This is a genomic window from Klebsiella sp. X13, assembly GCF_003323835.1.
GTDB classification, from domain to species: domain Bacteria; phylum Pseudomonadota; class Gammaproteobacteria; order Enterobacterales; family Enterobacteriaceae; genus Klebsiella; species Klebsiella ornithinolytica.
Window position 1 is genome coordinate 5,198,502 of sequence record NZ_CP030874.1, and the last position, 13,399, is coordinate 5,211,900.

General features: G+C 57.0%; 13 protein-coding genes. 4 read left to right on the forward strand and 9 right to left on the reverse strand.

From position 1 onward, the window contains the following. Positions 1-130: 130 nt before the first annotated feature. The 8 genes from corA to lptM form a co-directional block, all read right to left on the reverse strand. Positions 131-1,081: a magnesium/cobalt transporter CorA gene (corA, locus tag DSD31_RS24815; RefSeq protein ID WP_004869610.1), complete on the reverse strand. Its 951-nt coding sequence runs from the start codon at positions 1,079-1,081 to the stop codon at positions 131-133. A 148-nt stretch (positions 1,082-1,229) separates the two neighbouring features. After that, on the reverse strand, positions 1,230-1,286 hold the full coding sequence (gene ysgD / locus DSD31_RS26670; RefSeq protein WP_350028775.1) for a YsgD/CorL family protein: 57 nt from the start codon (positions 1,284-1,286) through the stop codon (positions 1,230-1,232). 148 nt (positions 1,287-1,434) lie between these two features. Next, positions 1,435-3,597 (reverse strand): DNA helicase II, encoded by a 2,163-nt coding sequence (uvrD, locus tag DSD31_RS24820; RefSeq protein ID WP_004869607.1) that lies wholly within the window; start codon positions 3,595-3,597, stop codon positions 1,435-1,437. A gap of 78 nt (positions 3,598-3,675) precedes the next feature. Beyond that, positions 3,676-4,392: a 5-amino-6-(5-phospho-D-ribitylamino)uracil phosphatase YigB gene (gene yigB, locus DSD31_RS24825; RefSeq protein ID WP_004869603.1), complete on the reverse strand. Its 717-nt coding sequence runs from the start codon at positions 4,390-4,392 to the stop codon at positions 3,676-3,678. Then, complete coding sequence (gene xerC / locus DSD31_RS24830; RefSeq protein WP_004869598.1) at positions 4,392-5,294, reverse strand: tyrosine recombinase XerC; 903 nt, start codon at positions 5,292-5,294, stop codon at positions 4,392-4,394. The genes yigB and xerC overlap by 1 nt, the downstream gene beginning before the upstream one ends. Then, positions 5,291-5,998, reverse strand: a complete 708-nt coding sequence (locus tag DSD31_RS24835; RefSeq protein ID WP_004869595.1) for a DUF484 domain-containing protein — start codon at positions 5,996-5,998, stop codon at positions 5,291-5,293. The genes xerC and DSD31_RS24835 overlap by 4 nt, the downstream gene beginning before the upstream one ends. Next, the gene (gene dapF, locus DSD31_RS24840) at positions 5,995-6,819 is read right to left on the reverse strand and encodes a diaminopimelate epimerase (RefSeq protein ID WP_113991360.1); all 825 of its coding nucleotides are present in this window, start codon (positions 6,817-6,819) and stop codon (positions 5,995-5,997) included. Before dapF ends, DSD31_RS24835 begins: the two co-directional genes overlap by 4 nt. Before the next feature lie 35 nt (positions 6,820-6,854). Beyond that, complete coding sequence (lptM, locus tag DSD31_RS24845) at positions 6,855-7,058, reverse strand: LPS translocon maturation chaperone LptM (RefSeq protein WP_015585402.1); 204 nt, start codon at positions 7,056-7,058, stop codon at positions 6,855-6,857. Positions 7,059-7,196: 138 nt separating this feature from the next. Here lptM and cyaY point away from each other — a divergent pair, with 138 nt between their 5' ends. Beyond that, positions 7,197-7,517, forward strand: a complete 321-nt coding sequence (gene cyaY / locus DSD31_RS24850) for an iron donor protein CyaY (protein ID WP_004869588.1) — start codon at positions 7,197-7,199, stop codon at positions 7,515-7,517. Between the two features lie 84 nt (positions 7,518-7,601). On the opposite strand, the gene cyaA is transcribed toward cyaY, so the two are convergent. Further along, entirely contained in the window at positions 7,602-10,154 is a 2,553-nt protein-coding gene (gene cyaA / locus DSD31_RS24855; RefSeq protein ID WP_015585404.1) for a class I adenylate cyclase, read from the reverse strand. Between the two features lie 356 nt (positions 10,155-10,510). Between cyaA and hemC the strand changes: the two genes are divergently transcribed. The 3 genes from hemC to hemX are packed head-to-tail and all read left to right on the forward strand — an operon-like array spanning position 10,511 to position 13,398. Continuing rightward, positions 10,511-11,452, forward strand: coding sequence for a hydroxymethylbilane synthase (gene hemC, locus DSD31_RS24860; protein ID WP_032724311.1), 942 nt, complete (start codon positions 10,511-10,513; stop codon positions 11,450-11,452). Continuing rightward, a complete protein-coding gene (hemD, locus tag DSD31_RS24865) occupies positions 11,449-12,189 on the forward strand; it encodes a uroporphyrinogen-III synthase (protein WP_015585406.1) in 741 nt (246 codons plus the stop codon). The genes hemC and hemD overlap by 4 nt, the downstream gene beginning before the upstream one ends. A 21-nt stretch (positions 12,190-12,210) precedes the next feature. Next, entirely contained in the window at positions 12,211-13,398 is a 1,188-nt protein-coding gene (gene hemX / locus DSD31_RS24870; protein WP_032718476.1) for a uroporphyrinogen-III C-methyltransferase, read from the forward strand. The last annotated feature ends 1 nt before the right edge of the window (position 13,399 follow it).

Below are 13,399 nucleotides of genomic sequence, written 5' to 3' on the forward strand. Positions count from 1 at the left end.
TCTGGTGCGCAGAGAATTAAGCGGCGGCGATAATAAAAGCATATTTCCGGTGGCCACCGCGATGGCAGCCATAAAGGCAAAAAAAAGCCGGCCCCCCAGAAGGGAGCCGGCTTTGATATAATTTATTGTTTTAAAGCCAGTTTTTACGCTTGAAGTAGAGATACGGCGCCAGACCGGCAAGCATCATAAAAACAATCGCGCCGGGATAGCCAAAGCTCCAGTGCAGCTCCGGCATAAACTCGAAGTTCATCCCGTAGCTGGAAGCCACCAGCGTAGGCGGCAGGAAGACCACGGAAACCACCGAGAAGATCTTGATGATGCGGTTCTGCTCGATGTTGATAAAGCCCATCGCCGCTTGCATCAGGAAGTTGACCTTCTGGAACAGCGATTCGTTGTGCGGCAGCAGGGATTCGATATCTCGCAGGATTTCGCGCGCCTGCTCCAGCTGCCCCGCAGGTAAACGCGCCTTGCGTACCAGGAAGTTCAGAGCGCGCTGGGTATCCATCAGACACAGGCGGACCTTCCAGCCGATATCTTCCTGCTCGGCAAGCGTTGAGAGCGCGTCATCGTACTCATCGCCCTGACGACCTTCCATGATCACGCGGCTGAGTTTTTCCAGGTCGCTATAGATATTTTCGATTTCATCCGCCAGCTGTTCGATTTTGGTTTCGAACAGATCCAGCAGCAGTTCATAGGCGTTGCCATCAACCATTAGCTGGTTGCGAACGCGCATGCGATAGAGGCGAAATGCCGGTAATTCACGTTCGCGCAGGGTAAACAGGCGCCCTTCACGAATCGTAAATGCCACGGTGGAGTTACCGGCGTGATCCTCTGCATCTTCAAAAAAGAAAAAAGAGTGAATGTGTAAACCGTCTTCATCTTCGAAGAAACGCGCCGATGCTTCGATATCTTCCAGTTCCGGGCGCGTTGCCAGGTTCTGACCCAATTCCGTCTGCACGCGGCTTCGTTCTTCGTCGTCGGGCTCGACCAGATCGACCCACACCGAACTGGCGAGATGCTTGATCTCATCAGCTTCCAGGCGTGTTAAACGATTATTTTCCAGTTGAAATGCGCTCAGCATGACCGGGACTCCCAATGCAAAAAAATTATCGGACAGTTCGGTGGGCACACAGAAACAATTTGGGTTTCAGACCATTAAGCCTGACTCAGAGCGACGGGTATGACGGGTCGCTGACAACCGCTAAGGCTATCAGCATAAGAGGATAGCCTTAGGAGTTGTTCCTGACGGACAGGAAGTTGAGCCAGCATCTACTGGGTGTGTCCAAGGCGAATGTCCTCTTAGCGTAATCGTGCGCGCATGTTACGCCAGCACAAAAACGGCGTCAACACGCAACGGAACGCTAAAGAGCAAATCCTGCCCTTTAGCATATAAGGCTAGCAGATTATTACAAAAAAACGATATTTTTCTTACTGTTACACTGTTTCCAGCCGGGCATAGGCCGCCACTAACCATTTAATACCTTGCCCCTGGAAGGCGACCTGCAAACGGCTATGCTCGCCGCTGCCTTCCAGATTCACGATGGTGCCTTCGCCAAACTTCGGATGGCGTACGCGCTGTCCCAGTTTGTAGCCAGTATCGTTTTCCGCCATCGGCGTCCCCATCCGCTGATGGCTGACTGGACGGCTCACCGTCGCGCGCAGGCGTACCTCTTCCACACAGGCCTCCGGCAGCTCGCCGATAAAGCGCGACGGGCGATGGTAAACCTCTTTGCCGTACAGACGGCGGGTTTCCGCATAGGTGAGAGTCAGTTTCTGCATCGCGCGCGTCACGCCGACGTAAGCCAGACGACGCTCCTCTTCCAGTCGGCCACCTTCATCCAGCGCCATCTGGCTCGGGAACATCCCCTCTTCCACGCCGACGATAAACACCTGCGGGAACTCCAGACCTTTCGCCGAGTGCAGCGTCATCAGCTGCACCGCATCCTGCCAGGTATCCGCCTGCCCTTCACCCGCTTCCAGCGCGGCGTGAGAAAGGAAGGCCTGCAGCGGCATTAAATCCTCATCTTCATCGTTGTAGCTGAACTGGCGCGTTGCCGTCACCAGCTCTTCTAAGTTTTCTATCCGCGTCTGGCCTTTTTCGCCCTTTTCCTGCTCGTACATCGTCCGCAGGCCGGAGTCGTTAATCACCCGGTCGGTCTGCACATGCAGCGGCATATCCGCCGTCTCCTGCGCCAGGGCGTCAATCAGCTCCATAAAGCGTTGCAGCGCGCTGGCGGCGCGCCCGGCGAGGACTTTATCTTTTAACAGCTCGCGGCAAGCCTGCCACAGCGTGAGCTGACGGTCGCGCGAGGTCTGGCGCACCACGTCCAGCGTGCGGTCGCCGATACCGCGAGTGGGCGTATTCACCACCCGCTCAAACGCCGCATCGTCGTTACGGTTGGCGATCAGGCGCAGATAGGAGAGCGCATCTTTGATCTCCTGGCGTTCGAAGAAGCGCATGCCGCCATAGATACGGTACGGCATGCTGGCCTGCAGCAGCGCCTCTTCCAGCACGCGCGACTGGGCGTTACTGCGGTAGAGAATGGCGCACTGCTCAAGCGCCCCGCCGTTCTCCTGCCAGGTTTTGATGCGGTTGACGACAAAGCGCGCTTCATCAAGATCGTTAAACGCGCAATAGAGGGAGATAGGCTCACCGTCGGCCCCGTCGGTCCACAGCTTTTTGCCCAGACGCCCGCTGTTGTTTTCAATCAGGGCGTTAGCGGCGCTCAGGATATTGCTGGTCGAGCGGTAGTTCTGCTCCAGGCGGATGGTCTGCGCGCCGGGGAAATCGGTGAGAAAGCGCTGAATATTCTCCACCTGGGCGCCGCGCCAGCCGTAGATCGACTGGTCATCATCCCCCACAATCATCACCTTGCCGCTATCGCCCGCCAGCAGGCGAATCCAGGCATACTGGATGTTGTTGGTATCCTGAAACTCATCCACGAGGATGTTGGTGAAGCGTTCGCGGTAGTGCTGGAGAATATGCGGTTTATTGAGCCACAGCTCGTGCGCGCGCAGCAGCAGTTCAGCAAAGTCCACCAGACCAGCGCGATCGCAGGCCTCCTGATAGGCCTGATAAACTTTCTGCCAGGTCTGTTCCACCGGGTTGCCGTAGCTCTGAATATGATGCGGGCGCAGCCCTTCATCTTTCTGGCTATTGATGTACCACATCGCCTGACGCGGCGGCCACTGCTTCTCGTCGAGGTTCATCGCCTTAATCAGACGCTTCAGCAGACGCAGCTGGTCTTCGCTATCGAGGATCTGAAAATCTTGCGGCAGGTTAGCGTCCAGATGGTGGGCCCGCAGCAGGCGATGCGCCAGCCCGTGGAATGTCCCGACCCACATGCCGCCCTGGGTTGTCCCCATCAGCTGGCCAATACGATGGCGCATCTCCGCTGCCGCTTTGTTGGTAAAGGTCACCGCCATAATCGAATACGGTGAGCAGTTTTCCACGCTCAGCAGCCAGGCAATACGGTGTACCAGAACCCGCGTCTTACCGCTGCCCGCTCCCGCCAGAACCAGCATATTGGTGCGTGAAGCGGCTACGGCTTCACGCTGTTTATCATTGAGGCTGTCGAGCAGGTAAGAAACGTCCATTGGCACCGCCGGAAATGAGCTGCCCGGCCACGCATCGTCTACCGGGCATACTGTTAATATATACAGAACTAGTGGTGATTATATCAGCGAGGTCAGAGATGCCAACCGTGAAATTTCAATGTGCGGAAGCAGGCGGCTGTCGGTCGCACGCATCAGATCGGCCCCCTGCGGTTTGATCCAGCAGGCCTGCATGCCGCAGCGAATAGCGCCCGCCACATCGGTGGTCAGATCATCCCCCACGTGAAGTATCCGATCCAGCGGCAAATCAAGACGCTCCGCCGCCAGATGATACATATCGGCAAAGGGTTTCGATCGCCCGTCCGGACCAGCACGCAGAACAAAACGGAAATAGTCGCTCAAACCAAAGAGTTCAGGTTGCGCGTTGCCGTTGGTTACCGCCACCAGCGGCCATTTCTCCGCCAGCGCAGCCAGCGTATCGTGAGTTTCCTGCGGCACATCGATCAAACTCCGCCAGTGGGCAAAATTCGCCATTGCCGCATCCGCGCCCGCGGCAGCCTGCCCGGGAGAGAGCCCGGCATTGGTCATCCCCAGCACCAGCGCGCGTCGCCGCCACTCGGTCACGTCGTGGTAAATCTCCGGTTCTGTCTCGAGCAGCGTCTGACGCAGCTGTTGCAGCTCGTTCGCATCAAACCGGCTCAGTGACGGATGGTAGCTGCGCACAAAGGCCAGCGACTCGTGCAGCGTCCGGTCGATGACCGGGCGGTTGTCGTAAAGGGTATCGTCCAGGTCAAACGTCAGTGCAGAAATTTGGCCCAGCGGTCGGTAAAAACGCATTATTTCCCCCGTTTGGCGCGCGGATGCGCCGCATCATACACCGAGGCAAGGTGTTGAAAATCAAGATGGGTATAGATTTGAGTCGTCGAGAGATTGGCATGACCCAGCAGCTCCTGTACGCCGCGCAGATCGCCGCTCGACTCCAGCATATGGGTGGCAAAGGAGTGGCGCAGTTTATGCGGATGCACGTGGCTATTCAGCCCCTGCTTAATGCCCCACTCGGCAAAGCGCTTCTGCACATTACGCGCGGAAATACGTTTCCCGAGTTTAGATAAAAACAGCGCATCGTCATCCGTGCCAAACAGACCGCGTAAATCGAGCCAGTGTTCGATCCACGCCACCGCGCTGCGCCCAATCGGCAGACGGCGTTCTTTGCTTCCTTTGCCCATCACCCACACCTCCCCGGATTCCAGATCGAGGTGTTTAATATCAAGATTGACCAGCTCGGAGAGACGCAGACCCGCGCCGTACATGACCTCCAGCATCGCCCGATCGCGTACCGCCAGCGGATCGTTAAGATCGATATCCAGCAGCCGGTTGACGTCATCGACATCAATATTTTTAGGTAAGTGACGGGGAATTTTCGGGGCGGAGATACCTTTCGCCGGGTTCGCCGCCAGCTCGCCCTGCGCCACCAGCCAGTCAAAGAAACTGCGCAACGCGGAAAGCCGCAGCGCAAGACTTGCCGGCCCCAGGCCCTGTTTACGGCTACGGACCGCCAGGCCACGAACCTGAGCGGCATCGCACTGCTGCCAGCTTTTGAGCCCCGCCTGTTCAGCGAGCGCCATCAGCGCATCAAGCTGACGCCGGTAGTTCAGTAGCGTGATCGGGCTCAGCTGACGCTCCACGCCCAGGTAGCGTAGAAAGCGGTCAACGGCGGTGAATAAGGGAGAGTCGGTCATGCGCGTTCAACCCAGCGCTCCAACAGACCCGGCAGCATTAACGCAATTTCCTGCAGCAGCTGCGTTCCCTGGCCTTGTTGATAATGCTGGGCATCGCGACTGCTGAAAAGCATCACGCCAGGGGCGTCATCGCCGCCCAGCAGCGACATCGCCACCGAGCCGATAGCTTTCGCTTCCGGCAGCACCACCAGCAGTTCAGGTCCGTGCAGCGGCCCGAGATAATGACGAGCCTGCCCAAGACGCTGAATGCGGATCGGCTCAAATGCCTGCCGGCTTAGCGCCAGATGGGTGAATTTTGACGGTGCGCCCAGCCGCCAGCTATCGGGAAACAAACGCACCGTCGCGCCCGCCAGGCCTATCTCGCGCGCCCAGCGATGAAAACGGTTCAGCATCTCATCAAGGCTTTCCGCCGCCGCCAGCCGCGTCTGCAGATGCAGCAGACGCTGGAACAGGCTCTCATTCGCCGTTGCCTGCTCCATCAGCAGCATCATGTTCTCTTCCAGCACGTTGATATGGTTACGTGCCCGCACCATGTGCCATTCCACCAGCGAGATCGAGCCGCGTACCGGATGCGGAACGCGCATGTGCTCGACCAGCGCAGCATTACGAATAAAAAATTCAGGATGTTGCAACAGATAGTCCACCACCGCGCGGTCATTCAGCGCGCCGGTGATTTCCTGCTGTTCTTCCCCGACTTGTTTCATAAGTGAATAAATCCGTCGTAGACATGTGCCGCCGGGCCAGTCATAAACAACGGTTGGCCCGGGCCTTTCCAGGCGATATCAAGACGCCCGCCTGGCAATTCCACGCGTACTTCTTCGGCCAGCAGTCCCTGTTGGATACCAACCGCTACCGCCGCACAGGCCCCGCTGCCGCAGGCCTGAGTTTCGCCTGCGCCGCGCTCATAAACACGCAGACGAATGCGATCGCGCTCGACCACCTGCATAAAACCGATGTTGGCGCGCTCCGGGAAGCGTTCGTGGCTTTCCATCACCGGACCGAGAGTTTCCACCGCGGCGGTTTCCACATTACCGACCTGAATGACGCAGTGCGGGTTCCCCATCGAGACCACGCCGCACAATACTGTCTGCTCGGCGGCGCGCATAATATAGGTCTTTTCCGCTTTGTTGGCGCGGAAGGGTACCTGAGAGGGCTCGAAGTTCGGCTCCCCCATGTTGACGCGCACCAGATCGTCTTCCGTTACGCTTAATACCATACGACCGTTCGCCGTGCTCACGCGGATGTCACGTTTATTGGTCAGGCCTTTCAGACGGACAAATCGGGCAAAGCAGCGCGCGCCGTTACCGCACTGCGACACTTCGCTGCCGTCGGCGTTGAAGATACGATAATGGAAATCCAGATCCGGATCGTAAGGCGGCTCAACAACCAGCAGCTGATCGAAACCGACGCCCAGATGCCGATCCGCCAGGCGGCGAATCAGCTCCGGTGAGAAAAAAACATTCTGCGTTACCGCGTCAACGACCATAAAGTCGTTGCCAAGGCCATGCATTTTAGAGAACTGCATCATCTACTCCAGTCGCGCGGAACAGAACGTTATCGTTAATAGTTTACCTGGGTCGGGCCGCCGCTATCGCCGCGATCGTTACGATCTGGCGCCGAGCTCTGGATACCGCTATTGACCGGTTTGGTTGGCGGAGCCGCCGTCTTTTCTGCCGGAGGGAAATAAAGCGGTCCCTTCAGACCACAGCCGGTCAGGCTGAAGATCGCCAATAAAACGGCAAGCGTTGGAAAAACGTTTTTCATTGATAGTTGCCCGTGATTCACTCTTTCTGCTTTCTATCATCGCAGGAGAAGACGTAAAAGCAAGCGTTTAGCATCCGACTGCGCGCGCTTTTGTTTCGCGCTATACTGCCGCCATCTTCAAAAAAGCAGGGTAGAACCATGAACGACAGTGAATTCCATCGCCTGGCTGATAGCCTGTGGATGACCATCGAAGAGCGTCTGGACGAGCGGGACGGCGATAGCGATATCGACTGTGAGATCAACGGCGGCGTGCTGACTCTCAGTTTTGAGAACGGCAGCAAAATTATTATCAACCGTCAGGAGCCGCTGCATCAGGTGTGGCTGGCGACCAAGCAAGGCGGCTACCATTTTGATCTTAAAGGTGATGAGTGGGTGTGCGACCGCAGCGGTGAAACCTTCTGGGATCTGCTGGAGCAGGCGGCGACCCGGCAGGCTGGCGAAGCCGTGAGTTTTCGCTAAGCCCGCACTTTCATCGTAACCGGAAAAGCAAAACCCCGGCGAAAACACAACGTCGCCGGGGAAATAGTGACTCAGGAATGTCGATCAGGAATAGTGCTGCTGCAGCATGGGCGACGCCACGGCATCCGGGCTCACCGGCGCGGCAGCCGCCCCGATCGCCTGGCTGCGGAACGGAATCACCTGAGGTCGACCGTCAACGTCGACAATCTGATAGAACTGCGGCAGGTTGAAGTTGATAAAACTGGAGCCGTAGGTGAAACGATCGTGGGATGAAGAGTAGAAGCGGCTCACGTCACGCACCAGCTCCTCTTTACTGCCTTCACAGTGATGATAAACCTCGGCGCGGTTGCTCTCGTCGAGAATATAGATATTAAATCCGCTCTCGTTATCCGCCTCTTCAAAGAAGAACTGAATAATCCCTTCGCTGGCAAAGCCATCCACTACCGCCGGCAGCTTAACATGGTTGGTTTCCACCTGAACCGACAGACCATGCAGCTTGTTATGCGAGATGGCGCCGTAGAATTCAATGGCGTTCTCCAGCTTCTGCACCGACACGTTAAGACGTTCGAAGAACAGTCCCCAGGTCTGCCCGGAAACGCGCAGCGCCTTAAAGCGCCCGGTATCCTGACGGGTACTGGAAAGGCGCAGTTCAATGCACTCGGAGACCATCTGCTGCACGCGGGTGCGGATTAGACCGCGCAGATGCTGACTGTAGCAGAACACTTCCACGCTATCCGGCGGCGCAGCATCCTGATGCATTTTACCCAGAATGGTCTTCAGCGCTTCGATCATCGCCTGCTCGCCGTTAAAGTGCAGGGTTCGCACTTCGTTCCACGAGTTGCGGTACAGCAGATCGACGCTGCCGATTAAACACTTCTGCTCTTCGCCAAAGCTAAAGACATCCAGTTTACGGAAGTCAAAATGCACGACCTGATTACGGAACGCCGCCGTCGGGTCATATTCGAGGTTGACGATAATCGCCAGGTGGCGGATTTCACAGGGACTATACAGCGCTTTAGGCGTTGGTGACGGCAGACGCAGCGGGAAATGGTGCGCAACGTCGGCGACCATCTCCTGAAGCTTCGCCAGATCGACGATGCCGTTGCCCTTAATAAACAGGCGAGTGCGTGACGTCAGCAGGCCGTTAAACCAGGCCCATGCCACCAGCTTATTAAGATAACGGTTATATTCCAGCGGCTGATGGCTGATGATCGATTCCATATCCGGCGCACGGTTATACACATACCAACCGGTACGGTTGGCGCGGCCAGGAGGCACGTGGATAAAGGTCAGATTCGGCTCGGAGAGATCCGGAGAGATTTGCGGGTTCACCAGCGTCACTTTGCCCGGCAGCGCTTCAAACGCCGCATACAGCTTACGGGTCAGTACACCGATATCCTGCGGACTGGCGGACACGCTGAGGTTGTTACGCCGCGCAAAGCGGATCAGGTTGCGATAGCTTTGCATCATCGCATCCAGCAGTTCGTTGTGCGCTTTGCGTACTTCGTCGATCTTCCAGTTAGCCCGGTTGTCCAGCATCATCAGACGCTTTTCATCCCAGCCCCACTCTTTCACCAGGTGGCTCACGACTTCACGACGCCAGCCCACGCAGGCGCGCTCGCGGCTGAGTTTTTCGCACACCTTCAGATAGAAACAGCGGCGCACCAGATCGAGACGCGTGTCGTCTTCAATGGCCTGCAGATAGGCGGTCACGCGCTCCAGCATCATGCAGTAGGGATCGAGCCCAAACGAGACGATTTCTCCGTCATGCAGACGCTGTTTAATGTCTTTTGCCAGCAGGCGGTTGTTCGGGTACTCCCAGGAGTAGGCTTCCAGCAGCAGCGTTTTCAGCACCGCTTTATACGGTGAATCGATACTTTTATAGAGCTGCCACAGGCTGGCGCCGAAATATTCTTCCGCCGACAGCGAGCTCAGGCCGCCCAGATCGAGCCACTCATTGGGCGTCAGTACGCCTTGCGCGTAGAGTCCCATCACGTAATCGTCGTAATGATCCTCTTCGTCGCACGGCACCATATTCCACAGAATACGTTTCCCGGCGAGGCGCACGGCGGTGCGGTAGAACTCATCCAGCAGCAGGATATGCTGCGTCGACCCGCAGTCTTCGCCGCCAAGGCTGCCGCTTTCGTTATGGCGGAAGCGGTTTTCGTCAATCAGGAAGAAGCTGACTTCAACCCCCAGTGATGCCGCCCAGCTTTCCAGCAGGCTACATTTGCGCTGCAGCAGCTGACGCTCTTCGGTATCAAGCCATGCCTGATGACAAACCCAGATATCCAGGTCGGAAGAGCAGCTTTGGCCTACGGAGGAGGTACTGCCCATCGAGTAGACGCCGGTAATCGGCAGTTCGCCTTTCGGCGGCTCCTGCGCCAGCATGCCGCGGTGCAGTTCTAACTCGTCAAGGTAGTGGCGTTGGGTTTCATCAGGCGTGTAGAGGCAAATGCCGCGGGGAACGTTACCGTCAAGGTAACCCGGCATCAACGGGTGATGATAATGTAGTAATGTCGGCAGTAGACTGTAAACCTGCTGGAAAGCGGGTCCCATGGCAGCAAGCGCGCGATCCACGCGCAGTTGGTTGATGGCATCCAGTCTCTGTTTCAGTGTCTCAATATAGAGGTACAAGACATATCGCCTGATGTTCAAAAACCCGTCGTACAATAGTACGGAGGATTTCAGTATTTCAACAAAAACCGTCACCATTTGTCGTCGGTGTGGTTGTGATGAGCTGCTGACGGACAAATGGTTTAAAACGTGATCAATCTAACACCTTGCTCATTGACCGTAAAGAAAGATGCGCTACATACAAGTGTAGCACCGTTTACTGCGTGTAAATTCCTCACTACGGTTGTGGCAACCGCAATGGCACCAAACGCAAATAACGCAAAAAAAGAAAGAGCCGCCCCCCTAATCCCACAAAACTAACATCCATAAGGCAACAATGTTAGGATAGTTTGTGGTCGACAATGACGGTAACAAGCATGTTAGACAAAGTTTTGAGAATTGCCACACGGCAAAGCCCACTTGCGCTATGGCAGGCGCATTATGTGAAAGAGCGCCTTGAGTCCTGCCATCCTGGGCTGGCGGTGGAACTGGTGCCGATGGTCACTCGCGGCGACGTGCTCCTTGATACTCCGCTGGCAAAAGTGGGCGGCAAGGGCTTGTTTGTCAAAGAATTAGAACTGGCCATTATGGAAGGGCGCGCGGATATCGCCGTGCATTCCATGAAAGATGTTCCCGTCGAGTTTCCCGAGGGACTGGGGCTGGTCACGATTTGCGAGCGCGAAGATCCGCGCGACGCCTTCGTCTCTAATCACTATGCGTCAATCGATGCACTGCCGCATGGCAGCATCGTTGGCACTTCAAGTTTACGTCGCCAGTGCCAGCTGGCAGCTCAACGTCCCGATCTGGAGATCCGCTCTCTGCGCGGTAACGTCGGGACCCGCCTCGGCAAGCTCGATAGCGGCGAATATGATGCGATTATCCTTGCGGCGGCCGGGCTGAAACGCCTGGGGCTGGAGTCGCGCATTCGTCAACCGTTAACGCCTGAGCAGTCGCTGCCCGCGGTCGGCCAGGGCGCGGTCGGTATTGAATGTCGTCTTGACGATCAATGGACGCAAACGCTGTTAGCACCGCTGAATCATGCGGAAACCGCCATTCGCGTCCGCGCGGAACGCGCGATGAATACCCGGCTGGAAGGCGGCTGTCAGGTTCCGATCGGCAGCTACGCTGAGCTGATTAACGGTGAGCTGTGGCTGCGCGCCCTGGTCGGTGCGCCGGACGGTTCGCAGGTGGTGCGCGGTGAACGACGCGGCCAGCCGGAAGATGCCGAGCGCCTCGGCGTCTCGCTGGCGGAAGAGCTGCTGGATAGTGGCGCCCGCGACATTCTCGCCGCCGTGTATGCAGGAGAAGCGCCTCGATGAGTATTCTGGTCACCCGTCCGTTGCCCCAAAGTGAAGAGCTGGTCAGCCGCCTGCGCGCGCTGGGACATGTGGCCTGGAGTTTTCCACTCATTGAGTTTACGCCCGGGCGCGAACTGCCTGCGCTAAGCGGCCAGCTGGCCGCCTTATCCACAGGCGATCTTTTGTTTGCGCTCTCGCAGCATGCGGTAGAGTTTGCCCATGCTCGCTTGCATCAACTGGGCCAACGCTGGCCGAAAGCACCCGGCTATTTTGCGATTGGCCGCACTACGGCGCTGGCCCTGCATACGGTCAGTGGGCAGAATATTCGCTACCCATTAGATCGGGAAATTAGCGAAGTCTTGCTACAATTACCTGAATTACAAAACATTGCCGGGAAGAAAGCCCTTCTTCTTCGCGGTAACGGCGGGCGGGAATTATTAGGCGAAACGCTCCGCGAGCGCGGCGCCGACGTCACTTTTTGTGAATGCTATCAACGTAGTGCAAAGCATTACGATGGCGCAGAAGAAGCAATGCGCTGGCAGTCCCGCGGCGTCACTACGCTGGTCGTCACCAGCGGCGAGATGCTGCAACAGCTTTGGGCGCTGATACCCCAATGGTATCGCGAACGGTGGCTCCTTCGCTGTCGCATTTTAGTTGTCAGTGAACGCCTGGCCCGGCAGGCCCGTGAATTGGGCTGGCAGGATATCCAGGTTGCCGATAGCGCCGACAACGATGCGCTGCTACGCGCATTACAATAACTCTCAACATTGGAAGCCATAATGACGGAACAACAAAACCAATCCGCCGTGGTTGAAGAGACCAGGGAGGCCGTGGACAAGGCGCCACAGCCAGAGAATACCGGAAAGAAAAACGGCGGCAATAAAACCAGCCTCGTTCTGAGCGCGGTTGCTATCGCCATTGCCCTCGCCGCTGGCGTCGGCCTGTTTGGTTTAAATAAACAGCAAGTATCACGACAGAACGAGACCAGCACGGCGCTCGCCGATCGGGTGGCGGAACTGCAAAAAGCGCAAGAAAGCCAAAAAAATGAACTCGAAGGGATTATCAAGCAGCAGGCGGACCAGCTAGCCGATGCGAAGCATCAGCAGGAGACGCTGGCGAAGCAGCTGGAAGACGTGCAGCAAAAAGTGGCCGTCATTTCCGGCAGCGATGCCAAAACCTGGCTGCTGGCGCAGGCTGATTTTCTGGTCAAATCGGCCGGGCGTAAGCTGTGGAGCGATCGGGACGTCACCACCGCCGCTGCGCTGTTAAAAAGCGCCGATGCCAGCCTCGCCGATATGAACGATCCCAGTCTGATTAGCGCCCGCCGCGCCATTACCGACGATATCGCGTCGCTGTCGGCCGTCAGCCAGGTCGACTACGACGGTATCATTCTCAAGGTCAACCAGCTTGCTAACCAGATTGATAACCTGCGCCTTGCCGACAATAACGATGACGACTCCCCGATGGACTCCGACAGCGAAGAGCTCTCCAGCTCCATTGGCGAATGGCGCGTGAATCTGCAAAAGAGCTGGCAGAGCTTTATGGACAGCTTTATTACCATTCGACGCCGCGACGAAACGGCAGTCCCGCTGCTGGCGCCAAACCAGGATATCTATCTGCGCGAAAATATTCGCTCCCGTCTGCTGGTTGCGGCACAAGCGGTACCGCGCCATCAGGAAGAGACATACAAACAAGCGCTGGATAATGTTTCCACCTGGGTTCGCGCGTATTACGACACGGAAGATGCCACGACCAGGGCATTCCTGGAAGATGTCGATAAGCTGAGTCAGCAAAGCATCACGATGAATGTGCCGGAAAATCTGCAAAGCCAGGCCATTCTCGAGAAGCTGATGCAAACGCGGGTACGCAACCTGATGGCGCAGCCTGCCGTGACTCAGAGCAGTGCCCCGGCGCCGACGCCCCCTGTACCTGCACCCGCACCTGCACCTGCGCCACAAGGAGAGTAAC

Coding starts and splice junctions, on each gene's coding strand:
- corA (WP_004869610.1), bottom strand. CDS start 1,081: ATGCTGAGCGCATTTCAACTGGAAAATAATCGTTTAACACGCCTGGAA.
- uvrD (WP_004869607.1), bottom strand. CDS start 3,597: ATGGACGTTTCTTACCTGCTCGACAGCCTCAATGATAAACAGCGTGAA.
- yigB (WP_004869603.1), bottom strand. CDS start 4,392: ATGCGTTTTTACCGACCGCTGGGCCAAATTTCTGCACTGACGTTTGAC.
- xerC (WP_004869598.1), bottom strand. CDS start 5,294: ATGACCGACTCTCCCTTATTCACCGCCGTTGACCGCTTTCTACGCTAC.
- DSD31_RS24835 (WP_004869595.1), bottom strand. CDS start 5,998: ATGAAACAAGTCGGGGAAGAACAGCAGGAAATCACCGGCGCGCTGAAT.
- dapF (WP_113991360.1), bottom strand. CDS start 6,819: ATGCAGTTCTCTAAAATGCATGGCCTTGGCAACGACTTTATGGTCGTT.
- lptM (WP_015585402.1), bottom strand. CDS start 7,058: ATGAAAAACGTTTTTCCAACGCTTGCCGTTTTATTGGCGATCTTCAGC.
- cyaY (WP_004869588.1), top strand. CDS start 7,197: ATGAACGACAGTGAATTCCATCGCCTGGCTGATAGCCTGTGGATGACC.
- hemC (WP_032724311.1), top strand. CDS start 10,511: ATGTTAGACAAAGTTTTGAGAATTGCCACACGGCAAAGCCCACTTGCG.
- hemD (WP_015585406.1), top strand. CDS start 11,449: ATGAGTATTCTGGTCACCCGTCCGTTGCCCCAAAGTGAAGAGCTGGTC.
- hemX (WP_032718476.1), top strand. CDS start 12,211: ATGACGGAACAACAAAACCAATCCGCCGTGGTTGAAGAGACCAGGGAG.